Origin of the sequence: Bacillus cereus group sp. RP32, assembly GCF_040459735.1 — a bacterium.
GTDB classification, from domain to species: Bacteria; Bacillota; Bacilli; order Bacillales; family Bacillaceae_G; genus Bacillus_A; species Bacillus_A wiedmannii.
In genome coordinates, this window is sequence record NZ_JARVHO010000001.1 from 595206 (window position 1) to 621409 (window position 26204).

Consider the following 26204-nt stretch of genomic DNA (forward strand, 5'->3'; position numbering starts at 1 on the left):
AAAATTGTGACAAAAAATGTTGAGAAACATTTTTTTATGACAGATTATTTTGTTGTGATTTTAAGTGATAAATAGCAAGTAAAATAGAATCAATCTAATGAAATAAAGGTTGAGAAATAAATAATAGGATGAAAGACTAGTAGGAAATGAAGCGTTTGCAATGGATATTCGCCAAAATTCGATATTTTACACAGTAAATTTGAATATTTTAAGCGAAATTAAAGAAAAAAACGAATATTTTTTAAAAAATAACAAGGATATTTCAGTTTTCCGCAGAAATGATAAAGAGTAAAAAATTTCTGTCATCTTAGTGAGGTGAACATATTGGATGTAATAAATTGTGAAGAAGTGAAACGAGATGAGTTTCATACAGAAAAGTACTATGACAGTTATAACATCTTTGGGGCACATATTGTGACGGAAGATGGGATGCGAGGTGTACGATTCACAGTATGGGCTCCTCATGCGAAAGCAATGAGTGTTGTTGGAGATTTTAATGAATGGGATTATGAGCAACATAAGATGCTACAAGTGACAGAAGAGGGGATTTGGTCCTTGTTTGTACCGCATATTGAAGAGAATGAGATATATAAGTATGCGATTGAAACGATGGATGGTGACGTTATTTTAAAAGCAGATCCTTACGCAGTATATGCAGAAGTAAGACCAAATACGGCATCTGTAGTTTTTGATATAGAGGGATATGAATGGAATGATAAAAACTGGATTCGTAAGAGAAAGAAAAAATCGATTTATAAAGAAGCGATGACAGTTTATGAATTACATTTCGGTTCTTGGAAAAAGAAAGAAGATGGCGCTCTGTATTCTTATAGAGAAATGGCCGAGGAGCTCATTCCGTATGTGGTGGAACATCAATTTACACATATTGAAATTATGCCGCTTGTTGAGCATCCATATGATCGTTCTTGGGGATATCAAGGGACGGGATATTATGCAGCGACAAGTAGATTCGGCACGCCACATGATTTGATGTATTTTGTCGATGAATGTCATAAATATGGAATCGGTGTCATTTTAGATTGGGTGCCGGGGCATTTTTGTAAAGATGCTCACGGTTTATATTTGTTTGATGGGACACCGACTTATGAATATAAAGATATAGATGTACAAGAAAACCTAGTATGGGGAACTGTTAATTTTGATTTAGGGAAGAGGGAAGTACGTAATTTCTTAATTTCAAATGCGTTATTTTGGATGAAGTATTTCCACATTGACGGTTTCAGGGTGGATGCAGTTGCGAATATGCTGTACTGGAATAAAGAAGGACAAGAACAAAGTAATGAGCACGCTGTTTCATTTTTACGAGAGTTAAATGAAGCGGTGTTTGCAGAAGATGAAGATTTTCTTATGACAGCAGAAGATTCAACAGCTTGGCCACTTGTAACAGCTCCAACGTATGAAGGTGGGCTTGGGTTCAATTATAAATGGAATATGGGCTGGATGAATGATGTGCTGAAATATATGGAGTGTGCGCCTGAGTATAGGAAGTATATTCATGAGAAAATGACGTTCTCTTTAATATATGCTTACTCTGAAAATTTCATATTACCGCTTTCTCATGATGAAGTCGTTCATGGGAAAAAGTCGTTATTAAATAAAATGCCAGGAGATTATTGGGATAAGTTTGCTCAACTTCGTTTATTATATGGATATTTCTTTACTCATCCAGGTAAGAAATTGCTCTTTATGGGTGGAGAATTCGGGCAGTTTGATGAGTGGAAAGACCTTGAAGATTTAGATTGGAATTTACATGATTTTGAAATGCATCGTTATATGCATGATTACTTTAAAGAGCTCATAGCATTGTATAAGCGCTCCAAACCACTTTGGCAGCTTGATCATTCACCTGAAGGATTTCAGTGGATAGATGCTAATAATCATGAGCAAAGTATTTTCTCGTTTATCCGCCAAGGGGATAAACAAGAAGATGCGTTAGTTGTCGTATGTAATTTTACGAAAGCTACATATGAAAACTATAAAGTAGGTTTGCCAGATTTCGAGTATTATAACGAGATTTTAAACAGTGACGCTGAGCAATATGGCGGATCGGGGCAAGTGAATAAGAAACGTCTCAAGACGATTCAAGAACCGTATCATAATCAAGCGGCACATGTAGAAATTACAATTCCACCATTTGGCGTATCCATATTACGACCAGTGAAGACGAGAAAGGGGAGCAAAAAACAAGATGGCTCAAAAGCAAAAGTGCGTAGCAATGTTACTAGCAGGGGGAAAAGGTAGTCGATTAAGTGCATTAACAAAAAATTTAGCCAAGCCAGCTGTTCCATTTGGTGGTAAATATCGCATTATTGACTTTACGCTAAGTAACTGTGCGAATTCTGGTATTGAAACGGTTGGGATTTTGACGCAATATCAACCACTCGAACTTCATAATTATATCGGAATCGGCAATGCTTGGGATTTAGACCGAGTAAGCGGTGGAGTCACAGTGTTACCTCCTTATGCGGAGTCTTCAGGTGTGAAGTGGTACACAGGTACAGCAAGTGCCATTTATCAAAACTTAAACTATTTAAGTCAGTATGAACCAGAGTATGTTCTGATTTTATCAGGCGATCATATTTATAAAATGGATTACAGTAAAATGCTAGATTACCATATTGAGAAAGAAGCGGACGTTTCGATTTCTGTTATTGAAGTGCCGTGGGATGAAGCGAGTCGCTTCGGTATTATGAATACGAACGAAGAGATGGAGATTGTTGAATTTGAAGAGAAACCGCAATTTCCAAGAAGTAATCTTGCATCAATGGGAATTTATATTTTTAACTGGGCAATTTTGAAAGAGTATTTAGAGATGGATGCAAGAAATCCTGAATCTAGTAATGATTTCGGAAAAGATGTACTTCCGCTTTTATTAGATGAAGGGAAAAAGCTGATGGCGTATCCGTTTGAAGGATATTGGAAAGATGTTGGAACGGTGAAAAGCTTATGGGAAGCGAATATGGATTTACTTCGCGATGAAACATCGCTGAATTTAAACGATCGTAATTGGCGTATTTATTCTGTGAATCCAAATGAGCCACCTCAATATATTGCAGAAAAGGCAAAAGTAGAAGAATCACTTATTAACGAAGGATGCGTCATTGAAGGGGACGTGAAGCATTCTGTATTATTCCAAGGGGTGACGGTGGAAGAAGGTAGTATGGTTATTGATTCTGTCGTTATGCCAGGAGCGAAGATTGGAAAAAATGTTGTGATTGAAAGAGCAATTGTTGGATCGGAAATGGTTATTAAAGATGGAACAATTATTCGTCCGGAAAAAAATGTTGACGATGTAGTACTCATTGCTGAAGGGAAATAGAAAAGGGGGATGAAATGAATGGGAGAAAAAATGTTAGGGATTATTAATGCAACGGGAAGTTTTCCTTCCTTAAAGAAAGTAACAGGGCATCGTTCACTAGCGGCGTTACCGTTTGGGGGCCGTTATCGACTCATTGATTTCATGCTTTCAAATATGGTGAATTCTAATATTCATAGTGTAGCGGTTTTTACAAGTCATAAAAACCGTTCGTTAATGGACCATGTTGGTTCAGGAAAACAGTGGGATTTAGATAGAAAAAGAGACGGACTGTTTTTATTCCCGCCAAATTGCCAATGTGACCAAGATGAATTTGGATCTTTTGCGCATTTTAGAAGACATATTGATTATTTTCTAAGAGCTAGAGAAGAATACGTCGTTATTACGAATAGCCATCTCGTAACAGCATTAAATTTCCAGGCGGTGTTAGAGAGACATATACATACGGCAGCTGATATTACTGAAGTTTGCCATGAAGGGGTTTCGCTTCAAACATACGTGTTAAAGAAACAATTACTGTTAGATTTATTTGAGTCATATAAAGATGTGGAGCAATATAGCTTATTCGATGTAGTGAGAGAAAAGCGCGGAAAATCACTGCATATTGCTACGTATGAGCATACAGGATATGTAGCTATTATTGATTCAATTGAAAGTTACTATAAACATAGCTTAGAAATTTTGCAACCTGCTATTTGGAAGCAATTATTTAAGAAAGAAGCACCGATCTTTACGAAAGTAAAAGATGAACCACCAACTCGTTACCTGAAGGGTGCAGCCGTGAAAAATACAATGATTGCAAACGGCAGTATTATTGAAGGAGAAGTAGAAAATAGTGTTATCTCCCGTTCTGTTAAAATTGGAAAAGGCTCAATTGTTCGTAATAGCATTATTATGCAAAAGAGCAAAATTGGAGATAACTGTATAATAGACGGTGTTATTATTGATAAAGACGTGAAAATTGGTGACGGTGTTGTACTAAAAGGAAACGCCGATGAGCCATATGTTGTAGAAAAAGGAAGCATTCAAAACAGTACGATTAATAGTTATTCTTAAAAGAATCAGTGGGGGTTTTTCCTCCACTGATTAAAGCATTCATTCAAATGAAAACTCGAAGGGAGGAAGCTGCAAGGGAAGTCGTATAAGCTTTTCGTGCAGTGGGACAACAAGTGAATATTTTATTTGCAGTATCAGAATGTGTACCATTTGTTAAATCGGGAGGATTAGCTGATGTAGCAGGTGCGCTCCCAAAAGAGCTAAAAAAATTAGGCGTGGACGTTCGCATTATACTTCCAAATTATAGTCTTATTCCGCAAAAATTAAGGGATGGATGTACGCTACATAAAGTAATTAACGTCCCGCTTGGGTGGAGAAATCAATATTGCGGAATTTTAAAAGGTGAGCAAGACGGAATTACGTATTACTTAATAGATAATGAGTATTATTTTAAGAGAGATTCTCTATATGGTCATTATGATGATGGAGAGCGTTTTTCTTATTTTTCGAAAGCAGTTTTAGAGTGTATTCCTCATCTTGATTTCGAAGTGGATGTTCTTCATAGTCACGATTGGCATACAGCTATGGTGAATTTCTTACTGCGTGAAAAGTATCAAGATAACCCATTATATGAGCATATTAAAACGGTATATACAATTCATAACTTGCAGTTCCAAGGTGTATTTCCTCCTGAAGTGATGTACGACTTGTTAGAACTTGGTGATGAATATTTTCATAGTGAGCAGCTAGAGTTTTATGGAAATGTGAACTTTATGAAGGGCGGAATTATTGCTTCTGATCAAATTACAGCGGTTAGCCCGACATACAAAGAGGAAATTCAATATGAGTTTTTCGGTGAGAAGTTAGATGGGTTGTTACGAAAAAATAATGGTAAGCTTAGCGGCATCGTAAATGGAATTGATACGAGCGTATATAATCCAGAAACAGATTCGTATATTACTGCTCAGTATGATGCAGAGTCATTAGAGGAAAAGAATGAAAATAAACGCGCCTTGCAGCGTTATTTTAGTTTGCCAGAAAAAGAAGATACACCAATTATTTCGATGGTAACGAGATTAACGAAGCAAAAAGGTCTTGATTTAGTACGTACTGTATTCCGCGAAATAATGGAGGAAGATGTGCAATGTATTATTTTAGGATCAGGTGATTCTGAATATGAACAATTCTTTGAGTGGATGGCATACGAGTATCCTGAGAAGGTAAAAGTGTATATCGGATTTAATGAAGAACTAGCCCACCAAGTGTATGCGGGAAGTGATTTATTCTTAATGCCATCACTATTTGAACCGTGTGGACTTGGACAACTTATCGCATTAGCGTACGGTACAATTCCGATTGTAAGAGAGACAGGCGGATTAAATGATACTGTACAATCTTATGACGAAGAAACTGGAGAAGGAAATGGTTTCAGTTTCACGAACTTTAATGCGCATGACATGTTGCACACGGTTCTTCGTGCGATTGAATTTTATCATGATAAACCGGTATGGGAGCAGCTTGTAAAACAAGCGATGACTGAAGATTATAGCTGGGAGAAATCAGCTCTTGCCTATAAGAAATTGTATAAAAGTCTCATGGAATAACATGTAGGTGGTGAAGAAATGTTTACTCATGTTGAAAGTTTCAAATCAGCTTTTCTAGAAAAGTTAGAGACGATGTATGGTAAAAGTTTTAAAGACTCTACAACTCGTGATCAATACAATACGCTTGGGTACATGGTACGTGAGTATATGAATAGTCAATGGATTGCAACGAACGAAAGTTATCGGTCTGGAGAGCAAAAGCAAATGTATTACTTATCCATTGAGTTTTTACTTGGGCGTTTGCTTGGAAGTAACATATTAAATTTAGGCATCAGGGATGTATGTGAGCAAGGACTTTCTGAGCTTGGGATTTCTTTGCAACAGTTAGAAGAGGTGGAAGCAGATGCAGGTCTTGGAAATGGTGGACTTGGACGATTAGCAGCCTGTTTCCTTGATTCACTTGCATCTTTAAACTTACCAGGTCATGGCTGTGGAATTCGTTACAAGCACGGCTTATTTGATCAAAAAATTGTTGATGGTTATCAAGTTGAATTTCCAGAACAGTGGCTTCTTCATGAAAACGTATGGGAAGTAAGAAGGCATGATCAAGCTGTAGAAGTAAGTTATTTCGGCAATGTTGAACCGCTATACATTGACGGGCGTTTAGAGTTCAGGCATACGAATGCAGAAGTGATTATGGCAGTACCATATGACGTTCCAGTAGTAGGTTATGAGACGAGTACTGTAAATACACTCAGACTTTGGAATGCTGAACCAGTTCCTTTCCCGCAAAATTGCAAAGATATTTTGAAATATAAGCGTGAAACAGAGGCGGTATCGGAGTTTTTATATCCAGATGATACGCATGATGAGGGGAAAATACTTCGTTTGAAACAACAGTATTTCCTCGTATCAGCAAGCTTGCAAAATATCGTTCGTATGCATAGAGAAAGATATGGTGACCTTCGTCAATTACATGAGAAAATTGCGATTCATATTAATGATACACATCCAGTTTTGGCGATTCCAGAACTAATGCGTATTTTATTAGATGAAGAAAAACTAGCATGGGAAGAAGCTTGGCACATAACATCGCAAACGATTTCTTATACGAATCATACGACGTTATCAGAAGCGCTTGAGAAGTGGCCAATTCACATTTTTAAACCGTTATTACCGAGAATTTATATGATTATTGAAGAGATTAATGAACGTTTCTGTCATGAACTTTGGGAACGTTATCCATATGAATGGCATCGTATTGAAGAGATGGCGATTATTGCGCATGATCTTGTGAAAATGGCTCATTTAGCAATTGTCGGTAGCCATAGCGTAAATGGCGTAGCAAAAATTCATACGGAAATTTTAAAGCAACGTGAAATGCGATTGTTTTATGAGTTTTATCCAGATAAGTTTAATAATAAAACGAATGGAATCGCTCATAGACGTTGGTTAATGAAGGCGAATCCGCAGCTGACGAACCTTATTTCAGAGGCGATTGGAACAGAGTGGAAGAAAGAACCGATTAAGCTTCAAGCGCTGCAAACAGTTCAACACGATGCGAGTTTCCAAGAGAAATTTGCAGAGGTAAAACAAGAGCGTAAAGAGATTTTAGCGGAGCGTATTCATAATACAATGGGGATTACAATTGATCCTAATTCTATTTTTGATGTGCAAGTAAAAAGATTACATGCTTACAAACGACAACTATTAAACGTTCTTCATATTTTATATTTGTATAACCGTTTGAAAGAGGATGCTAGTTTTACATTTTATCCGCGTACTTTTATCTTTGGAGCGAAAGCATCACCTGGCTATTACTATGCGAAAAAAATTATTAAATTAATCAATGAACTCGCAAGGAAAGTGAATAATGATCCGTACGTAAGCCAATATATGAAAGTTATCTTTCTAGAAAACTATCGAGTGTCTTTAGCGGAAGATATATTCCCAGCTGCGGATGTGAGTGAGCAAATTTCAACTGCGAGTAAAGAAGCATCAGGAACAGGGAATATGAAATTTATGATGAATGGCGCGATTACACTCGGAACGTTAGACGGAGCTAATGTTGAAATAAAAGACCGGGTCGGTGATGATAACTGTTTCATTTTTGGCTTAACAGCGGAAGAGGTTCTTCATTACTATCAAAATGGTGGATATCGTGCAAGTGATTATTATCACCACAATATGCATATTAAAAAAGTAGTAGATCAGTTAACGAATGGTTTCTTTGCACAGTCGGGAGCTGAATTTGAAGCGATTTATGATTCTCTCGTAATTCAAAATGATGAATACTTCGTTCTGCGAGATTTTGGTCCATATGCGGAAAGGCAAGAAGCTGTTGGTAGAGCGTATGAAAATCGGAAGAAGTGGCTAGAAATGTCGATTTTAAATATTGCACAGTCTGGTCATTTTGCGAGTGATAGAACGATTTTACAGTATAGTAATGAGATTTGGAGTATTGGTAATGCGGTTACACAGTATTAAGTAAAAGTCCCTTTTGAAGGGACTTTTACTCATGGAGACAAAGTGTATTCACTTTTAAAAGAGGAATATAATCACTTGAAAAACCGAGCTTAATCTCATTAAGCTCGGTTTTCTTTTTTTGCTTAAGAAAGAAATGGGATAGCGGTATATATGATACCTGTTCCACCATATTCTCCTGTCGCAAAGTATGAAAATGTAAAGAAACCTGTAAACATAAAAATTACAATGAGAAAAAGTGCAAAGATAAATTTTAGCATGTAAGGTCCCCTCATCCAAAAATAACTTCATATATTATTATAGTATAAGGATATAGGGTTTCCAATCATTACCTGGTTAAAAATGAGAAGTCAGACATGTTTTGTATGTTGTCATGGCATGATTATTTGTAATAGATTTTGTGTTTTTTGTAAAAGTCATGTTGTGATGAACGTGTGCATATTCCCAGTCTTGGTCATTAAAATGGACATTGCGCGGAGGGAGAAGAGGAACGACATCAAATAGATTAACGAAGCGAAAGCTACTAGCTACTTGTAGTTTATAATAATTACGAAATGCAATATCTCCCACTTTGGGAGAGGCAAATGTATAAAGACCGTACTGTGCGAAGGCGGTGTTGATACGCGCATCGAGTATATGTAGTGTGGCGAGCGCGCCGCCTAAGCTATGACCTGTTGCAAGAAGTTTTTTATGGGCTGGTAGTGATACGAGCATATCCATAATAGAATCTCGGCAAGATTCATAAATGGAAAGAAAGCCGTTATGGACATTCCCGCTGTTTAAAGCATATGGGTATGGTTTTTGGTTAACGAGTGAATCGATAATCCAGTCTGTATCTGTTTGTGTTCCGCGAAAAGCTACAATAATCGTATCCTCAGATTCTAGTATGAATCCGAACCATTCTGTCGTTTGAATGGTTTTTCCTTGAAAGCCTTGTACATATTGAAAACCATCCGGTATTTCGAAAATCCCATTTTGTTTATATTGTTCATACGTTAACTCACAACAAGAAGCTAACAATATGGCGGTATCTTTATCGAAGGATAAAGGAGTACGCATTAAGGTAGCCCTCCTTAAGAAAAGGTATAGTTCAATATATGCAGTGAGGGACTTGATTCATTCTTTTGGATGGGGCAAATAGTTTGTATCGCGTATTTAAATTAGTGGATAAAATTATAGCAACTTATGGACGAATCATGCCAAAATAAAACAGCACCCCATAAGGGCGCTGTTTACTCTTTTCCATCTAATAAACGTCCAAGTCCGCCTAAAACGCTGCCTTCACCGCTGTTTTGAGCTGCTGGGCTTGTAAGGCGTGCTGCTAAGCGGCTCAGTGTTAAGGACTGAATCCAAACCGTTCCAGGACCTTCTAACGTTGCGAAGAATAAACCTTCGCCGCCAAATAGAGCTGTTTTTACTTTTCCAACGAACTCGATATCGTAGTTAACGTCTTTTGTCATGGCAACGAGACAACCTGTATCGATGCGAAGTCTTTCGCCAGGTTTTAATTCACGCTTATATACAGTTCCTCCTGCATGCATGAAAGCGAGTCCATCACCTTCAAGTTTCTGCATGATGAAACCTTCACCACCGAAGAAACCAGTTCCAATTTTTTTCGTAAACTCAATTCCGATAGAAACGCCCTTTGCTGCACAAAGAAACGCGTCTTTTTGACAAACGACTTTCCCTTGATATTGTGTTAAATCAACAGGGATGATTTTTCCTGGATAAGGAGCGGCGAATGATACGTGGCGCTTGCCATGACCTGTATTTGTAAAGACAGTCATAAACATACTTTCACCTGTAACAAGACGCTTACCAGCGCCCATTAATTTACCAAATAGACCACTAGATGGGCCAGAACCATCACCGAAAATGGTTTCCATTTCGATATGATCTTCCATCATCATCATTGCGCCAGCCTCTGCGATAACGCTTTCTTCTAAATCTAATTCAATTTCAACAAACTGCATATCATCGCCATATAATTTATACTCGATTTCATGTGCTTGCATTTTTTCACCTCATCATATGTAGTAATTATATTGTACAGAAATCAAAGGAATTAGAATACTGTAGATTTGTTAATTTTTGAATAAAAATAGAATGAAAATTTAAGGTTATACTAGGATTATAAAAAACGATGGGTTGAAAGTGTTCTCATTTGACGTTTTTGACATAGCATGATATAGTGAAAATACTATTGAGCTACATAATGTGGTACGGAAATAAAGCACGTTGTATTAAAGGCTGTAAGCTTGTTATACATTCATGTCCTTTATATCCACCTTTTCATGTGGATTCATAGTTTCATTTTTATTTAGGAGGTACATGACATGCAAACAGGTAAAGTTAAATGGTTTAACGGCGAAAAAGGTTTTGGCTTCATCGAAGTTGAAGGCGGAGAAGACGTATTCGTACATTTCTCAGCTATCCAAGGCGACGGCTTCAAAACTTTAGAAGAAGGTCAAGAAGTTTCTTTCGAAATCGTTGAAGGAAACCGCGGACCACAAGCAGCTAACGTTACAAAAAACTAATTAGCTAGCGATAAAAAGCATTCCGATTTTCGGAATGCTTTTTTTTATTCTTTGGAACTAGATTCATTTGAAGATAATTCGCCTTTGAAAGTACGCTCTTCAAAGTCATCAAGCATTTGTTCATACTCTTCATGCTCTTCTGTGGCGAAAACTTGAGGATTTTTGCCATACATGTCTGTTCCAATAAAATTTTCGAAATCCTCTATATACCCAACATTTTCTTCACTATTTACGTACATGCCATTATAGTTTTTGGAATCCTGTCTTTCTAAATCGGACGGTGTTTCTGATGTCCCATAATTTGCGACATCTTGCCATGCATCTTCAGCATCGTATTCTACAGAATGATCTTCGTCGTGCTTGTGAAAAGAAGGAGCCAACACCTCTTCTTCAACTGGTCGCGTGTTCATATTTAATTTATTTGTAGTGTGCTGAATACATGTTGTAGCGGTTGGCATTGCCTCTAATCTTTCAAACGGAATTTCTTCGCCAGATACTTCGCAAATTCCATACGTACCTTCTTCAATTTTTTGCAGGGCATGTTTTGTATCTTCTAGCTGCTTATGCCAAAATTCGATGAGCCCGAAATCTTTCTCACGTTCGTACAATTCTGTAGCCATATCACCTGGATGATTGTCATAGCTAGATAATTCTCCAACAGAATCGCGTTCAGAAGCACGATCTGTATTCTCATGAGTTTGTATTGTTTGTTCAACTTCTTGTTGTTGTTTTTCTAAAATAGATTTAAATTGATTTATTTGTTGTGGAGTTAACATAGTCGTCCACCTTCCTACAATTCAGTTTCTTTACATAGTATGGGCGTTGAGAGTAGGAATTATGAGTTGAAATTGGTATATGAAAAAAGAGCTGCATAAGCAGCTCCTTTTAGAGGAAATATCCAAGCAATAATCCGATTCCCATGAGGAGACCGAAGATTGTATTTGTTTTTGCTGTTGCAATCATCGCAGGTACCATTTCCATTGGAATACTTTTGCCTATAAAGCCTTTCGTCGCTTTCAATGCTTTCGGTGCACTTAAAAATACGATAAGCATCCATGGTGATACGATGTTAACGATAATCAGAGCGATTGTCCAAATATAAGAAACGATGAACATAGAAGCGAGTACACCAACGGCTCTTTCGCGTCCAACGAGAATTGCTAACGTTTTACGACCGTTTTCTTTATCGCCATCTAAGTCACGAATGTTATTAGCTAGTAAAATGGCACCAATTAAAATGGAGCTTGGAATAGATAGTAAAACGACTTCTGATGTTACAGTTCCAGTTTGAATAAAGAATGAAATTCCAATAATAATGACACCCATAAATAATCCGGCTGTTAACTCTCCAAATGGTGTATATGCAATTGGAAGTGGGCCACCTGTATAAAGGTAAGCAACGGCCATACAAACAAGACCGATTGCAGCAAGCCACCAGCTAGAATTCATACAAATATAAACACCTAATAGTATTGCGATCCCGAAAAATCCAAATGCTAAGTTAAGCACCGTTTTTGGCTGAATGCCATCGCGAACGATAGCGCCGCCGATACCAACTGACCCTTCGTGATCGAGTCCTCTTTTATAATCAAAGTATTCATTAAACATGTTTGTTGCTGCTTGAATGAGAAGACAAGCGATAAGCATCATAAGGAAAAGAGGGAGATGTATTTGATTTATACCTCCGACCTGCATCGCATAGGCTGTTCCGATGAAAACAGGAACGAAAGCTGCTGTTAATGTATGGGGACGTAGTAAACTCCACCAAATGCGCCAGCCGGTTTGCTTACTTGGCTTTGGCGCCGTAGGAGAGGAATTCGTTTCGACGTTCATTTCCATGTTGAATCCTCCTTTGGTCACATATTGTACACAACTAAGTGTAGAAAAAGCATCATTTAGTGTCAACGTTTATTTTCTAGGAAGAGAAGGTGAATTTCTCAGAAATGCTAAACGTTGACAGGCCTTTCGTTTGAGGTGTATCTTAAAATCAAGCGTAATTATGACTATTTTTCGCCCATAGGGGGGAGACAATTGTGATTCAAACGAAACAAATAGGCTTGCAAGAAGTTCTTAGTGCAGCCATTAAGCGTGCAACGGATGAAAAAATATTGGTTAGCTTCGTAAAACAAATAGACTGGATAGATCCGCTTCTGTTTTATGCAGCAGGAAAAAGGATTTCATTCGAAAATAGATGTTATTTTGCAGACCCAGCTCAGCATGTAATATTTGCTGGAATTGGCTCTGTTTTCACTATAGCAACTTCTTCTCACAAACGTTTTCAAACGGCCCGTGACGAGTGGGACAAAGTAAAAGAGAAAGCATTTGTACAAAGAGAAAGATACGAATTTGGAACAGGTCCTCTTTTATTTGGTGGATTTTCATTTGACCAAGAAAAAGAGAAAACCGACTTATGGAAAGAATTTGATGATACGACATTTTCACTACCAGCATTTTTATTAACTGTAAAAAATGAAAAAGCATGGTTAACAATGAATACATTCGTTTCGGCAACTGATTGTGCAGAAACTCTTTATAACGAAATTGTTTCTTTAGAAGAGAAAATTTTTGGGGAGAGTAAATGTGCACTCGAAGGATCGAAATTAACAGTTACTTCTAAAGTAGAAGTAGATCCGAAAGGCTGGATGAAGGCCATTGGGAAAGTGCAAGATGAGATGAAGCAGGGGAACGTACAGAAGGTTGTATTAGCGAGGGAGCTAAAAGTAGAAATGGATCATCATATTGATTCTGCTCTTGTTTTAGAAGCACTTAGCATTGGGCAACCAGATTGTTACGTATTTTCTTTTGATTATAAAGGAGCATGCTTCTTAGGAGCGACGCCAGAGAGATTAATTCGCAAAGAAGATGAGAAGTTTACTTCGATGTGTCTTGCTGGTTCAACTGGTCATGGTCAATCTATAGAAGAAAGTAAACGAAATAGTAATGCGCTTCTTCATGATGAAAAGAATTTAGCTGAACACGGTTATGTTGTGAACATGATTCGAGGAGTACTAAATGAGCACTGCGAATCCGTTAATATTCCGGAAAGTCCGGGCTTATTAACAACGAAAAACTTAATTCATTTATATACGCCTGTAGAGGCAAAAGGCGATGCGAGTCTTTTGACAATGGTAGAAGAATTACATCCAACACCAGCTCTTGGCGGGACACCTCGTTTGGAAGCGATGAAACTGATTCGTGATGTTGAATTGTTAGACAGAGGGTTATATGGTGCACCGATTGGCTGGATAGATGATGAAGGAAATGGTGAATTTGCGGTTGCACTTCGCTGCGGATTATTAAATGGCGCAAAAGCATCCTTATTTGCTGGGTGCGGGATTGTAATTGATTCAGTACCGCAACTTGAATATGAAGAAACAAGCTTGAAGTTTAGACCGATGCTTGGTGCTTTGGAGGAATTAATGAAATGAACAATCATATAGAAGCATTATCATATTATTTAGGCGCGTTCGTGGATGAACTGACGCGTCTAAATGTATGTGATGTTGTCATTAGTCCAGGCTCACGGTCAACACCGATTGCTCTACTAATGGAACAACATGAAGGAATGAACACATATTTACATGTAGATGAAAGATCAGCGGGATTTTTTGCGCTCGGTATCGCAAAAGCAAAAAAACGCCCTGTTGCATTATTATGTACGTCAGGAACGGCAGCAGCAAATTATTATCCAGCTGTATGTGAAGCTTTTCATTCACGAGTGCCGCTTATCGTCTTAACGGCAGATAGACCGCATGAATTAAGAGATGTTGGTGCGCCACAAGCGATGAATCAATTCAATTTATACGGTACATTTGTGAAGCAATTTACAGAGATGGCACTTCCAGAAGCGAGTGAAGCGATGTATCATTATGCTCGCATGACGACGCAGCGCACGATAGCAAGCGCACTTCTAGCGCCGCAAGGACCTGTTCATCTTAATTTTCCAGTTCGCGAGCCGCTTATCCCAGATTTCTCATTAGAAAGTTTATGGGATAAAGGACGCGGGGAATATACAGGAGTAGTTCAGCAAGGGAACGTGATGATGCCGAGTGAATATGTAGATTCTCTTGTAGGGCGCCTTTCACATATGGAAAAGGGGCTTATTATTTGTGGAGATGATAGTCATTCAGAAATCGCAGCGTTTGCGGCAGAACTAGCTGAGAAAACGGGATATCCAATATTAGCGGATCCACTTTCTAACATTCGTAGCGGACATCACGATAAAACGATGGTAATCGACTGTTACGATACATTTTTACGAAATGAGCTGTTAAAAGAAACGTGGAAGCCAGAAGTTATGATTCGTTTTGGTGGTATGCCTGTTTCGAAAGCATTAACGCAGTTCATCAAAAAACAGACGAAAGCTGTTCATATCGTTGTTGACGAATCTGGACAATGGAGAGATCCAGCTCTCGTTGCGACAGAAGTTGTCCAAGCAAGTGATATTGCATTTTGCAGTGCATTAATAGAAAAACTGCCAGTTATGAAAAAGAATGATTGGTTCGGAATGTGGCAACATATAAACGAAAAAACGAAGGAAACGCTTCGTGAAATGGAAACATATGAAACTGCATTTGAAGGGAAAGTTATTACGGATATCGTCCGCGTACTACCAGAAGGGGCAACATTATTTGCGAGTAATAGTATGCCAATTCGTGATACAGATTCATTCTTCTTCACATCGGATAAAAATATCCAAGTGATGGCAAACCGTGGTGTAAATGGGATTGATGGCATCATTTCGACAGCTTTAGGAGCGAGCATTATTTGCGATCCGCTCGTATTAGTGATCGGTGATTTATCATTCTATCACGATTTAAACGGATTATTAGCCGCAAAATTACATGAATTAAATATAACGATTGTCGTTGTAAACAATGATGGTGGTGGTATTTTCTCATTCTTACCACAATATGAGAAAAAGGAACATTTCGAATCATTATTTGGAACGCCAATTGGACTTGATTACGAGCATGTTGTCAAAATGTACGGCGGTTCATTTAGCCGTGTAAATGGTTGGGAGCAATTCCGAGAAGAGGTACAAAAGGGAACGACGACGGAAGGTTTACACGTTGTAGAAATTTGTACGAACCGTGATGAAAACTTAACATTGCACCGTAAATTATGGGCAAAAACGCAGGACGTAATTACTACATCGTTGCAAGGTGAATCAAAATGAACGTAACGCTGCAAGGTGTATCGTATGAATATGAAGTAGTCGGAAGCGGGGAACCACTTCTACTTCTTCATGGTTTTACGGGAAGCATGGAAACGTGGCGTTCCTTCGTTCCTTCTTGGAGTGAGCAGTTTCAAGTCATTTTAGTAGACATTGTGGGGCACGGAAAAACGGAAAGTCCTGAAGATGTAACTCACTATGATATTCGAAATGTAGCCTTGCAAATGAAAGAACTATTAGATTACCTTCATATTGAAAGAGCGCACATACTTGGCTATTCAATGGGCGGTAGACTGGCGATTACGATGGCATGTCTATATCCAGAGTATGTACATTCCCTTTTGTTAGAAAATTGTACAGCTGGGCTTGAAAGTGAAGAGGCTAGAAAAGAACGCTGTGAAAAAGATGAGCGACTTGCCAATAAAATTGAGCGAGAAGGCATCAATAGTTTTGTAACGATGTGGGAAAATATTCCGCTGTTTGAAACGCAAAAACGTTTAGCACAAAACGTACAAGAAGCAGTGCGAAAAGAAAGACTTGCTAACAATCCAAAAGGAATTGCAAATAGCTTGCGCGGCATGGGAACAGGGGCTCAGCCTTCATGGTGGAACGAGCTGCAAAACTTAAAAATACCTGTTCTTTTAATGAACGGGGAGCATGATGAAAAGTTCTTTCGCATATTAAAAAACATCGAAAAATGCGTCTCTGACGCGAAATTTGTGAAAATTGATGGTACTGGCCATGCAATTCATGTGGAACAACCGGAAAAGTTTGATACAATAGTAAAGGGATTTCTAAAAACTATGCAGTGATGCTTGTTCATCTAAGAAGGAAGCTACACTTATAGAGGAGATCAGAAATATACAAGGAGGTAGTTGTAATGGCTATTGAATGGGTAAAAGAAGGCAATTACGAAGATATTATTTATTCAACATACAATGGTATCGCAAAGATTTCGATTAACCGTCCTGAAGTACATAACGCATTCCGTCCTAAAACGGTAATGGAGTTAATCAACGCTTTTGCACACGCTCGTGATGATGCAAATGTTGGCGTTATCATTTTAACAGGTGAAGGTGGACGTGCATTCTGTTCTGGCGGCGACCAAAAAGTTCGCGGTCATGGTGGTTATGTAGGTGACGACCAAATCCCTCGTTTAAACGTATTAGACTTACAACGCCTAATTCGCGCAATTCCTAAACCAGTTATCGCAATGGTAGCAGGTTATGCAATCGGTGGTGGACACGTACTTCATATCGTATGTGACTTAACAATCGCTGCAGACAACGCTGTATTCGGACAAACAGGTCCTAAAGTAGGAAGCTTTGACGGTGGATACGGAGCTGGTTACTTAGCTCGTATGGTAGGCCACAAGAAAGCTCGCGAAATTTGGTACCTATGCCGTCAATACAGCGCACAGGAAGCGCTTGATATGGGCTTAGTAAACACAGTAGTACCATTAGAAGAGCTTGAAGCAGAAACAGTACAATGGGCACAAGAAATCTTAGCAAACAGCCCAATGGCACTTCGTTTCCTAAAAGCTGCATTCAACGCAGACACAGACGGTCTAGCTGGTATTCAACAACTAGCTGGAGATGCAACGTTATTGTACTACACAACTGACGAAGCAAAAGAAGGTCGTGACGCGTTCAAAGAAAAACGCAGTCCGGACTTCGGTCAATTCCCTCGTTTCCCGTGATCAAATCAAAAGCGGAGCCGACTGCTTAGCCCCGCTGGCTAAGGTTCTTTCGCACAGAAAGTGTTTTTTACTTTCTCGTGCGGAAGGTTCTTAGACGGAAGGGGCTAGGAGGCACAGCTAGATGTGACCAAAAACGGAAGCGGCTCGTTTAGAACAAGAGGGCGTTGGAACTCCTGACGTAGAGGCGCTTTTTGCCTCGTAGGAAGGCGTGAAACGACCGACTGTTCTAGCTGCTGTAGCTGGATTAAACCAAAAGCGAAAGTAACTCGTTCAGAATGTGAGGGGGATGGAGCTTCTGACGTAGAGGCGCTTTTTGCCTCGTAGGAAGAAGTGAAGCCACGGAGCATTCTAGCTGCTGTAGCTAGATGAGATCAAACCGGAAACAAAACAACTAAGAGACTTGATGTCATATCAAGTCTCTTTCTTTCATGAAAGGAGAATGTATGATGAAAACTATGCCAAATTGGTTAAAGCAACGTGCATTTTTAACACCAGACCGCACTGCAATTGAAATAGAGGAAGAGAAAGTTACTTTCGTGCAGCTGCATGAAAAAGTAGTATCTGTTTGTGGACACCTCACGCATGTAGGAGTGAAGCGTGGGCAAAAGGTGGCTGTTCTGATGAAAAATGGTATGGAGATGATTACAGTTATTCACGCCCTATCTTACGTAGGTGCAGTAGCTGTACTTTTAAATACGCGTCTTTCAAGAGAAGAGCTACTTTGGCAAATGGATGATGCTGAAGTTATTTGTTTAGTAACGGATCAAGATTTTGAGGCTAAAAATGTTCCTGTATATTCATTCGCCGAAATGATGAATGGACCGAAGGCGGAAGCCTCTATACAAGAAGAATTCTCTTTAGAAGAAGCGATGACCATTATTTATACGTCGGGGACGACTGGGAAACCGAAAGGTGTTATTTTAACGTACGGCAATCACTGGGCAAGTGCGGTTGGCTCTTCGCTTAACTTAGGGCTTCGTGATGATGATTGCTGGTTAGCGTGTATGCCGATGTTCCACGTTGGCGGGTTATCTCTTCTCATGAAAAATATTATGTACGGCATGCGCATTTTACTTGTTCCAAAATATGATGCTGATTTTATTCATAAAGCACTTCAAACGAGAGGCGTAACGATTATTTCTGTCGTTTCTAAAATGTTAACTGATTTATTAAAAAGACTTGGAGAAGAGACATACCCATCTTCTTTACGATGCATGTTACTTGGAGGAGGACCAGCACCGAAACCGTTACTCGAAACATGTGTAGAAAAAGGAATTCCTGTATATCAAACGTACGGTATGACAGAAACATCATCACAAATTTGTACGTTATCCGCGGATTATATGTTAACGAAAGTAGGATCAGCTGGGAAACCACTATTTCAGTGCCAACTTCGTATTGAAAAAGATGGCGTAGTAGTGCCGCCGTTAGTAGAAGGCGAGATCGTAGTAAAAGGACCAAACGTAACAGGTGGTTATTTTAACCGTGAAGATGCGACGCGCGAAACAATTCAAAACGGATGGCTTCATACTGGTGACCTCGGTTATTTAGATGAAGAAGGATTTTTATACGTATTAGATCGACGCAGTGATTTAATTATTTCTGGTGGAGAGAATATATACCCGGCCCAAATTGAAGAAGTGTTACTTTCTCATCCGATGGTAGCGGAAGCTGGTGTTGTCGGTATGACTGACGATAAATGGGGACAAGTACCTGCTGCTTTTATTGTAAAAAGCGGAAAGGTAACAGAAGAAGAAATTCTTCATTTTTGCGAGGAGAAATTAGCGAAATATAAAGTGCCGAAAAAAGCATGTTTCTTAGAGGAATTACCACGAAATGCTTCGAAGAAATTGTTAAGACGAGAGTTAAGACAATTAGTGGAGGAGATGTAAGTGGAAATAAAAAAAGCGACACTTCATATAACAGAAATGCCACTCGTAATCCCGTTTGCTGCAAGTTACGGAACGTATGAAAAGCGTGAAAGTATCGTCATTGAGTTAGAGGATACAGACGGATACATTGGATTTGGCGAAGTCGTTGCGTTCTCTGAACCGTGGTATACGGAAGAAACAGTGAAGACAGCGCTACATGTACTTCAAGATTTTTTATTACCTGATTTATTAAAGGCCGAGATTTCTCATCCGAATGAAGTACCCGGTTTGTTCCAACATATAAAGAGAAACCGCATGGCAAAGGCCGGAATTGAAGGCGCTGTTTGGGACTTATATACGAAGCATGAAAAGAAATCGTTAGCGGCATTACTTGGCGGAACTAGGAATGAAATTGAGGTCGGCGTTGTAATTGGGATCAATACGATTCCGGTTATGTTAAAACAAATTGAGAAGTACGCAGAAGAAGGGTACGAGCGTTTTAAAGTAAAAATAAAGCCAGAGCATGATTACGAATTATTGAAACAGATTCGTAAAGAGTTCCCGCACATCCCGTTAATGGCTGATGCAAATTCAGCGTACACGTTAGCGGATACAGATAAATTGAAACGACTAGATGAATTTCAATTGATGATGATTGAGCAACCACTAGCGGACTACGATTTTCTTGATCATGCACAGCTGCAAAAGAAAATAGAAACGCCTATTTGTTTAGACGAAAGCATCCATAGTTTAGAAGACGCACGCGTTGCGATTACGCTGGGCAGTTGCCGCATCGTAAATATTAAACCAGGGCGAGTGGGCGGATTAACGGAGTCGATTCAAATCCATGATTATTGTATGGAGCACAACATACCCGTTTGGTGCGGCGGTATGGTAGAGATGGGGATTTCACGAGCACAAAATGTTGCGCTTGCCTCACTGCCGAACTTTACAATTCCAGGCGATATATCTGCCTCTAGTAGGCACTGGGAGAGGGATATTATTTCGCCGGAAGTGATGCTTGAGGGCGGGAAAGTGACGGTACCACAAAGCGTTGAAGCTGATTATGAAGTAGAACGCGGAAGGCTGGCGGAAATTACGAAGCAGCGAATTATTTTGGAGCGGTAGGTTGAGTCTTTCAAATAGGGGGCGAATTTCGTCGTTAATTGTCGGTAAGTCGATATTCCTTGTCGAAACGTCGATATATTAAAAAATCGCCGATATAATTCAAGTTGTGTTCGATATATTTGAAAAATCGTCGATATAATTTCATTTACTAAGGTTACTCCCGCGAGTAACCTTTTCGTATTGTACAAATTGGATAGACTAGTTTACAATCGAGCGTATAAAGGGGGAGTAAAATGAAGCGCATTTCAATTTTAATAGCGGATGATGAGGCAGAAATTGCCGATTTAATTGAGATACATTTAGAAAAAGAAGGCTACCACGTTGTGAAAGCAGCTGATGGAGAAGAGGCAATTCATATTATTGAAACGCAGCCAATCGATCTAGTGGTTTTAGATATTATGATGCCGAAAATAGATGGCTATGAAGTGACGCGCCAAATTCGTGCGAAACACCATATGCCAATCATTTTCTTAAGTGCGAAAACGTCTGATTTTGATAAGGTGACAGGTTTAGTATTAGGCGCAGATGATTATATGACGAAACCTTTTACACCGATTGAATTAGTCGCGCGTGTAAATGCACAATTACGCCGATTTCTTACGTTAAATCATCCGAAAATAGCGGAGAATAAATCTGCTTTAGAGGTAGGCGGAGTCGTTATCGATCCTGAGCGAAGAACAGTAAATGTGTACGGAGAACAAGTTGAATTAACACCGAAAGAGTTTGATATTTTATATTTATTAGCGAGCCATCCGAAGAAAGTGTACAATGTGGAAAATATTTTTCAGCAAGTATGGGCCGATGATTATTTTGAAGGCGGAAATACAGTTATGGTACATATCCGTACATTGCGGAAAAAACTTGGGGAAGATAAAAGAAAGAATAAGTTAATAAAAACAGTGTGGGGAGTAGGTTATACTTTCAATGGCTAAAAAGATGAAAAGTTTTCGCTTGAAGATGGTTATGCTATTTGCGTTAAGTATGGTATTAGCTGGTGGCGTAACATATATCATTTATGAAGGATTACGGATCTATTATAAATTAGTCGTTCGTTTTGAGGATCCATTAGCCCAAGTTCGGTCAATGGTAAGACAAATCGGGGATATTAATTTCTTTTTAATTATTTTCATTCCTCTGTCCATTATGTTTTTCTTCTTTCTTACTAGGCCTTATGTAAAATATTTTGATGAGATTTCAAACGGGATTCACCATTTGGCGAACGGGGATTTTACAAATGAAGTTCGCGTTTCATCAAATGATGAGTTTGGATATATTGCAAGCGAAATTAATGTAGCGAGTGAAAAGTTAAAGGAAGCAGTGGAACGGGGAGACTTTGCGGAAAGTAGTAAAGACCAGCTCATTGTTAACTTAGCTCACGATTTGAGAACGCCGTTAACGTCCGTTTTAGGTTATTTAGATTTAATTCTTAAAGATGAGAATTTGACGAAGGAACAAATTAAACACTTTTCCACAATTGCTTTTACGAAATCTGAAAGGCTGGAAAGTTTAATTGATGAATTATTTGAAATCACAAGAATGAATTATGGGATGCTGAAGCTGGAAAAAAGACCAATTGATATAGGTGAACTGCTTATTCAGTTAGACGAAGAATTATATCCGTTATTAGAAAAGAAGGAATTAGAAGCGAGATTGAATATGACGCCGCAATTACCTATTAACGGTGACGGGAAATTATTAGCGAGGGTATTTGAAAATCTTTTAACGAATGCGATTCGCTACGGGTATGATGGAAAGTTTGTTGATGTGAACGGATATATTGAAGGTGAAGAGGTAGTCGTACAAATTATTAATTACGGAGACAGCATTCCGGAAGAAGATTTACCGTATCTTTTTGATATGTTTTATACAGGTGATAAGGCAAGATCAGAGCAACAAGGTGGTACAGGCCTTGGGCTATTTATTGCGAAAAATATTGTTGAGCAGCATGACGGGACGATTTCTGCTGAAAGTAATGTGATTAGAACGATATTTGAAGTAAGGTTGCCAAAAGAAGAGAGCGAAGCAATTTAATAAAAATTTAAACTTTACCCCACTTTTTATTTTAATAGTTTTTTCTATTCTATACGTAAGTTACGTTAAGGAGGAACTAGAGATGAAAAAGTGGGTATTTATTTCTCTTTTTATACTATGTACAGTCTGCGTAGGCTTTTATATATCACCATTATTTCAAAAAGAGATCGATGTTAAAGTTGCAGATAAAGATAATAAGGTAAGAGCTGCGAATACTGAAAATATAGAGATTACAAAAGAACAAGTTTATAAAGGGAATCTATTATTAGTTAATAAAGATTACCCCGTTAAAAAAAATAGTATTAGATCCGATATTATAAATGTAAATCATAATAGTGAATTAGTAAGAGGTTACGTCATATTTGATAGAAATCTTCGCTTATCAAAGGATGTTGTGAGCAAGTTTTTGAACGTTGTCGATGCAGCTGGAAAAGATGGCGTGCAGCATTTCTTAATGAATAGCGGATATCGAGATTTTAAAGAGCAAGAAAAGTTATATGAAAAAATGGGCTCTGACTATGCACTTCCAGCAGGATACAGTGAACATAATTTAGGATTATCACTGGACGTTGGATCTACGCAAAAGAAAATGGAGAAAGCGCCTGAAGGAAAGTGGATTGAAGAGAATGTATGGAAGAACGGCTTTGTTTTACGTTATCCGAAAAATAAAAGCGATATTACAGGCATTCAATATGAGCCGTGGCATATACGTTATGTCGGCTTACCTCATAGTGCGATTATGCAAAAAAAGAAAATTACATTAGAGGAGTACTTAGACTTCTTAAAAGAGAAAAAAGAAATCACAACGGATGTGGAAGGTAAGAAATATACGGTTTCTTATTATAAAGTATCTGGGAACAGGAAAGTGAATGTTCCGGCGAATAAGCAGTATGAAATTTCGGGGAATAATATGGATGGGGTTATTGTGACGGTTCAGGAATAGATAAAGAGGTTGTTCCCTTTTGGAGCAGCCTTTTCTTATATAAGAAAGGGATCGACGTTTTTTGTCGGTAAATCGATATTCCTTGTCGAACCGTTGATATAATTTCCTGTACTATTAGCATTTTGAGTAGAATCTTTTTATTTACTTTTAAACATTATAACGTTATATTTACTTCTCCCTTTTTTTGTGTTACGCTAAACGTGTGAAAGACATATAAAATGAAACTTTAATGTAAGCGTATTCTTATGGCTTCTTATAGAAAAGGGTGGAAATACAATGACAGAACGATTCGTACTACGTAATGTGAAACGTGTGAACGGGGAAGAGATTGACATTGTAATTGAAAATAACAAAATCGCACAGGTGACGAAAGCTGGTGCTGGTGAGGGTGGAAAGGTTCTTGATTACTCTGGTACTTACGTATCGAGTGGCTGGATTGATTTACACGTTCACGCTTTTCCAGAGTTTGATCCGTATGGCGATGAGGTAGATGAAATTGGTGTTAAGCAAGGGGTAACGACAATTGTTGATGCGGGTAGCTGCGGAGCTGATCGCATTGCAGATTTAGTAAAAAGTAGAGAGCAGGCAAAAACGAATTTATTTGCCTTTTTAAATATTTCTCGCATCGGTTTGAAACGAATTGATGAATTATCCAACATGGAATGGATAGATAAAGAGAAAGTAATAGAAGCAGTAGAAAAGTATAAAGATGTAATCGTTGGGTTAAAGGCGAGAATGAGTAAAAGTGTCGTTTGTGATAGTGGAATTGAACCGCTTCATGTTGCACGCTCTTTATCCCGTGAAACATCATTACCGATTATGGTACATATCGGTTCAGCACCTCCTCGCATAGAGGAAGTTGTACCTCTTTTAGAAAAAGATGATGTGATTACACATTACTTAAACGGGAAAGAAAATAATTTATTTGATGAAGAAGGCAAACCGCTACCTGTATTACTAGATGCAGTGAAGCGAGGTGTTCATTTAGATGTTGGTCATGGTAATGCTAGTTTTTCTTTTAAAATAGCAGAAGCGGCGAAGCGTCACGATATTGCTTTTAATACAATTAGTACAGATATTTACCGAAAGAATCGTATACACGGTCCCGTGTATAGTATGGCTCACGTTCTTTCGAAATTCCTTTACTTAGGATATCCGCTAGAAGAGGTAATTGATGCGGTGACGAAACATGCGGCAGAGTGGCTGAAAAAACCAGAGCTTGGCCGTATTCAAGAAGGCGATATTGCAAACTTAACTTTATTTACGGTGAAAGATGAACCGATTACGTTAATTGATTCAGAAGGGGATCAGCGCGTTGCTGAAAGAAGAATTGATACGAAAGGGGTTGTAATCAATGGGTCATTCATTGAATGCTAAGTACGGATTAAAAAGAGTAATTAATGCGAGCGGTAGAATGAGTATTTTAGGTGTATCCGCTCCGACAGATACAGTTATGGATGCAATGAAACATGGTGGACAAAATTATGTGGAAATTGCTGATTTAGTAGATAAAGCGGGAGACCATATTGCGAGAATTCTAGATTCAGAGGCAGCGGTCGTTGTGAATTCAGCATCGAGCGGAATTGCGCTTTCTATCGCTGGTATCGTTACAGAAGGAAATCGCCGTAAAAGTGAAAGACTTCATCAAGAAGTCATCGCGAAAAACGAAGTGATTATGTTAAAAGGTCATAACGTTCAATACGGTGCTCCTGTTGAAACGATGATTTATTTAGGCGGCGGTAAACTTGTAGAAGTTGGCTACGCCAATGAAGGGAAAGCAGAGCATATTGAAGATGCAATTGGTGAGAATACAGCAGCGATTCTGTATGTGAAATCCCATCACGCTGTGCAAAAAAATATGATTTCTGTTGAAGAAGCATGGGAAGTTGCGCAGCGAAATAACGTACCACTTATCGTCGATGCGGCAGCTGAAGAAGATATTCAAAAATATGTGAAGTATGCAGACCTTGCCATTTATAGCGGTTCAAAGGCAATTGAAGGACCTACTTCTGGTATTGTTGGCGGTAAACGAAAATATATTGAGTGGCTGAAAGTGCAATTACATTGCATCGGAAGAAGTATGAAAGTCGGGAAAGAAACAACTTTCGGTTTACTTCAAGCGCTTGATGAGTACGGAGTAAAAGAAGATAAGAGTGAGCAAGAAAAAGAGTTATTACAAGTACTTATGCCACTAAAAGAATTAAACGGTGTAAATGTAACAATTGTTCAAGATGAAGCAGGAAGAGCGATCTTTAGAGCACGTATTCATATTAACGAAAAAGAGTTAAATAAATCGGCAAAAGACGTTGTGACAGCATTACGCGAAGGGGAAATCGCAATTTATACACGTGATTACGGCGTAAGACAAGGATTCTTTGATATCGATCCACGTCCACTTCAAGGTGATGACATACATGTAATTGAAGAAAAAATGAGAGAAATTGTAGGGGGAAACTAA

At 38.6% G+C, this 26204-nt stretch carries 22 protein-coding genes; 17 read left to right on the top strand and 5 right to left on the bottom strand.

From position 1 onward, the window contains the following. Positions 1-324: 324 nt before the first annotated feature. From glgB to glgP, 5 genes are all read left to right on the top strand, one after another. Positions 325-2262 (top strand): 1,4-alpha-glucan branching protein GlgB, encoded by a 1938-nt coding sequence (gene glgB / locus QCI46_RS02970; protein ID WP_060486611.1) that lies wholly within the window; start codon positions 325-327, stop codon positions 2260-2262. After that, positions 2210-3340 carry a glucose-1-phosphate adenylyltransferase gene (glgC, locus tag QCI46_RS02975; RefSeq protein WP_327958212.1) on the top strand — a complete coding sequence of 377 codons (1131 nt, stop codon included), beginning with the start codon at positions 2210-2212 and terminating at the stop codon, positions 3338-3340. Before glgB ends, glgC begins: the two co-directional genes overlap by 53 nt. Before the next feature lie 18 nt (positions 3341-3358). Next, the gene (gene glgD / locus QCI46_RS02980; RefSeq protein WP_353839549.1) at positions 3359-4393 is read left to right on the top strand and encodes a glucose-1-phosphate adenylyltransferase subunit GlgD; all 1035 of its coding nucleotides are present in this window, start codon (positions 3359-3361) and stop codon (positions 4391-4393) included. Between the two features lie 113 nt (positions 4394-4506). Beyond that, positions 4507-5937, top strand: coding sequence for a glycogen synthase GlgA (gene glgA / locus QCI46_RS02985; RefSeq protein WP_353839550.1), 1431 nt, complete (start codon positions 4507-4509; stop codon positions 5935-5937). An 18-nt stretch (positions 5938-5955) separates the two neighbouring features. Continuing rightward, positions 5956-8364 (top strand): glycogen phosphorylase, encoded by a 2409-nt coding sequence (glgP, locus tag QCI46_RS02990; RefSeq protein WP_353839551.1) that lies wholly within the window; start codon positions 5956-5958, stop codon positions 8362-8364. A gap of 122 nt (positions 8365-8486) precedes the next feature. Here glgP and QCI46_RS02995 read toward each other — a convergent pair whose 3' ends face one another. The 3 genes from QCI46_RS02995 to QCI46_RS03005 form a co-directional block, all read right to left on the bottom strand. Next, complete coding sequence (locus QCI46_RS02995) at positions 8487-8621, bottom strand: hypothetical protein (RefSeq protein ID WP_087958382.1); 135 nt, start codon at positions 8619-8621, stop codon at positions 8487-8489. Positions 8622-8697: 76 nt separating this feature from the next. Then, entirely contained in the window at positions 8698-9420 is a 723-nt protein-coding gene (locus QCI46_RS03000; RefSeq protein ID WP_001260119.1) for a lipase family protein, read from the bottom strand. A 173-nt stretch (positions 9421-9593) separates the two neighbouring features. After that, on the bottom strand, positions 9594-10376 hold the full coding sequence (locus tag QCI46_RS03005) for a TIGR00266 family protein (protein WP_353839552.1): 783 nt from the start codon (positions 10374-10376) through the stop codon (positions 9594-9596). A 321-nt stretch (positions 10377-10697) separates the two neighbouring features. On the opposite strand from QCI46_RS03005, the gene cspD reads away from it, so the two are divergent. Beyond that, complete coding sequence (gene cspD, locus QCI46_RS03010) at positions 10698-10898, top strand: cold-shock protein CspD (RefSeq protein WP_001193052.1); 201 nt, start codon at positions 10698-10700, stop codon at positions 10896-10898. Positions 10899-10942: 44 nt separating this feature from the next. Here cspD and QCI46_RS03015 read toward each other — a convergent pair whose 3' ends face one another. Together QCI46_RS03015 and QCI46_RS03020 are read right to left on the bottom strand one after the other, a co-directional pair. Further along, positions 10943-11674, bottom strand: a complete 732-nt coding sequence (locus QCI46_RS03015; protein WP_353839553.1) for a yteA family sporulation protein — start codon at positions 11672-11674, stop codon at positions 10943-10945. Between the two features lie 109 nt (positions 11675-11783). After that, positions 11784-12737 carry a 1,4-dihydroxy-2-naphthoate polyprenyltransferase gene (locus tag QCI46_RS03020; protein WP_048541149.1) on the bottom strand — a complete coding sequence of 318 codons (954 nt, stop codon included), beginning with the start codon at positions 12735-12737 and terminating at the stop codon, positions 11784-11786. Positions 12738-12931: 194 nt separating this feature from the next. Between QCI46_RS03020 and QCI46_RS03025 the strand changes: the two genes are divergently transcribed. The 11 genes from QCI46_RS03025 to QCI46_RS03075 all read left to right on the top strand — a co-directional run bounded on the left by QCI46_RS03025 (position 12932) and on the right by QCI46_RS03075 (position 26204). Next, positions 12932-14326 (top strand): isochorismate synthase, encoded by a 1395-nt coding sequence (locus QCI46_RS03025; protein WP_353839554.1) that lies wholly within the window; start codon positions 12932-12934, stop codon positions 14324-14326. Next, positions 14323-16077: a 2-succinyl-5-enolpyruvyl-6-hydroxy-3-cyclohexene-1-carboxylic-acid synthase gene (menD, locus tag QCI46_RS03030; protein WP_137012150.1), complete on the top strand. Its 1755-nt coding sequence runs from the start codon at positions 14323-14325 to the stop codon at positions 16075-16077. The genes QCI46_RS03025 and menD overlap by 4 nt, the downstream gene beginning before the upstream one ends. After that, positions 16074-16886, top strand: a complete 813-nt coding sequence (gene menH / locus QCI46_RS03035; RefSeq protein ID WP_353839555.1) for a 2-succinyl-6-hydroxy-2,4-cyclohexadiene-1-carboxylate synthase — start codon at positions 16074-16076, stop codon at positions 16884-16886. The genes menD and menH overlap by 4 nt, the downstream gene beginning before the upstream one ends. 68 nt (positions 16887-16954) lie before the next feature. Then, positions 16955-17773 (top strand): 1,4-dihydroxy-2-naphthoyl-CoA synthase, encoded by an 819-nt coding sequence (gene menB / locus QCI46_RS03040; RefSeq protein ID WP_000963888.1) that lies wholly within the window; start codon positions 16955-16957, stop codon positions 17771-17773. 446 nt (positions 17774-18219) lie between these two features. Further along, entirely contained in the window at positions 18220-19665 is a 1446-nt protein-coding gene (locus QCI46_RS03045; RefSeq protein WP_353841825.1) for an o-succinylbenzoate--CoA ligase, read from the top strand. Then, positions 19666-20772, top strand: coding sequence for an o-succinylbenzoate synthase (gene menC, locus QCI46_RS03050; protein WP_353839556.1), 1107 nt, complete (start codon positions 19666-19668; stop codon positions 20770-20772). A 233-nt stretch (positions 20773-21005) separates the two neighbouring features. Continuing rightward, positions 21006-21704, top strand: coding sequence for a response regulator transcription factor (locus QCI46_RS03055; protein ID WP_071757554.1), 699 nt, complete (start codon positions 21006-21008; stop codon positions 21702-21704). Next, positions 21697-22803, top strand: coding sequence for a HAMP domain-containing sensor histidine kinase (locus QCI46_RS03060; RefSeq protein ID WP_353839558.1), 1107 nt, complete (start codon positions 21697-21699; stop codon positions 22801-22803). The genes QCI46_RS03055 and QCI46_RS03060 overlap by 8 nt, the downstream gene beginning before the upstream one ends. A gap of 82 nt (positions 22804-22885) precedes the next feature. Then, a complete protein-coding gene (locus tag QCI46_RS03065; RefSeq protein ID WP_353839559.1) occupies positions 22886-23746 on the top strand; it encodes a M15 family metallopeptidase in 861 nt (286 codons plus the stop codon). Between the two features lie 276 nt (positions 23747-24022). Further along, a complete protein-coding gene (locus QCI46_RS03070; RefSeq protein WP_353839560.1) occupies positions 24023-25123 on the top strand; it encodes an amidohydrolase/deacetylase family metallohydrolase in 1101 nt (366 codons plus the stop codon). Further along, positions 25101-26204 (top strand): DgaE family pyridoxal phosphate-dependent ammonia lyase, encoded by a 1104-nt coding sequence (locus tag QCI46_RS03075; RefSeq protein ID WP_353839561.1) that lies wholly within the window; start codon positions 25101-25103, stop codon positions 26202-26204. Before QCI46_RS03070 ends, QCI46_RS03075 begins: the two co-directional genes overlap by 23 nt.

Coding starts and splice junctions, on each gene's coding strand:
- QCI46_RS03060 (WP_353839558.1), top strand. CDS start 21,697: ATGGCTAAAAAGATGAAAAGTTTTCGCTTGAAGATGGTTATGCTATTT.
- QCI46_RS03045 (WP_353841825.1), top strand. CDS start 18,220: ATGAAAACTATGCCAAATTGGTTAAAGCAACGTGCATTTTTAACACCA.
- menD (WP_137012150.1), top strand. CDS start 14,323: ATGAACAATCATATAGAAGCATTATCATATTATTTAGGCGCGTTCGTG.
- glgP (WP_353839551.1), top strand. CDS start 5,956: ATGTTTACTCATGTTGAAAGTTTCAAATCAGCTTTTCTAGAAAAGTTA.
- QCI46_RS02995 (WP_087958382.1), bottom strand. CDS start 8,621: ATGCTAAAATTTATCTTTGCACTTTTTCTCATTGTAATTTTTATGTTT.
- QCI46_RS03070 (WP_353839560.1), top strand. CDS start 24,023: ATGACAGAACGATTCGTACTACGTAATGTGAAACGTGTGAACGGGGAA.
- QCI46_RS03065 (WP_353839559.1), top strand. CDS start 22,886: ATGAAAAAGTGGGTATTTATTTCTCTTTTTATACTATGTACAGTCTGC.
- QCI46_RS03020 (WP_048541149.1), bottom strand. CDS start 12,737: ATGGAAATGAACGTCGAAACGAATTCCTCTCCTACGGCGCCAAAGCCA.
- QCI46_RS03075 (WP_353839561.1), top strand. CDS start 25,101: ATGGGTCATTCATTGAATGCTAAGTACGGATTAAAAAGAGTAATTAAT.
- QCI46_RS03055 (WP_071757554.1), top strand. CDS start 21,006: ATGAAGCGCATTTCAATTTTAATAGCGGATGATGAGGCAGAAATTGCC.
- menH (WP_353839555.1), top strand. CDS start 16,074: ATGAACGTAACGCTGCAAGGTGTATCGTATGAATATGAAGTAGTCGGA.
- QCI46_RS03005 (WP_353839552.1), bottom strand. CDS start 10,376: ATGCAAGCACATGAAATCGAGTATAAATTATATGGCGATGATATGCAG.
- QCI46_RS03000 (WP_001260119.1), bottom strand. CDS start 9,420: ATGCGTACTCCTTTATCCTTCGATAAAGATACCGCCATATTGTTAGCT.
- glgD (WP_353839549.1), top strand. CDS start 3,359: ATGGGAGAAAAAATGTTAGGGATTATTAATGCAACGGGAAGTTTTCCT.
- cspD (WP_001193052.1), top strand. CDS start 10,698: ATGCAAACAGGTAAAGTTAAATGGTTTAACGGCGAAAAAGGTTTTGGC.
- menB (WP_000963888.1), top strand. CDS start 16,955: ATGGCTATTGAATGGGTAAAAGAAGGCAATTACGAAGATATTATTTAT.
- QCI46_RS03015 (WP_353839553.1), bottom strand. CDS start 11,674: ATGTTAACTCCACAACAAATAAATCAATTTAAATCTATTTTAGAAAAA.
- glgC (WP_327958212.1), top strand. CDS start 2,210: ATGGCTCAAAAGCAAAAGTGCGTAGCAATGTTACTAGCAGGGGGAAAA.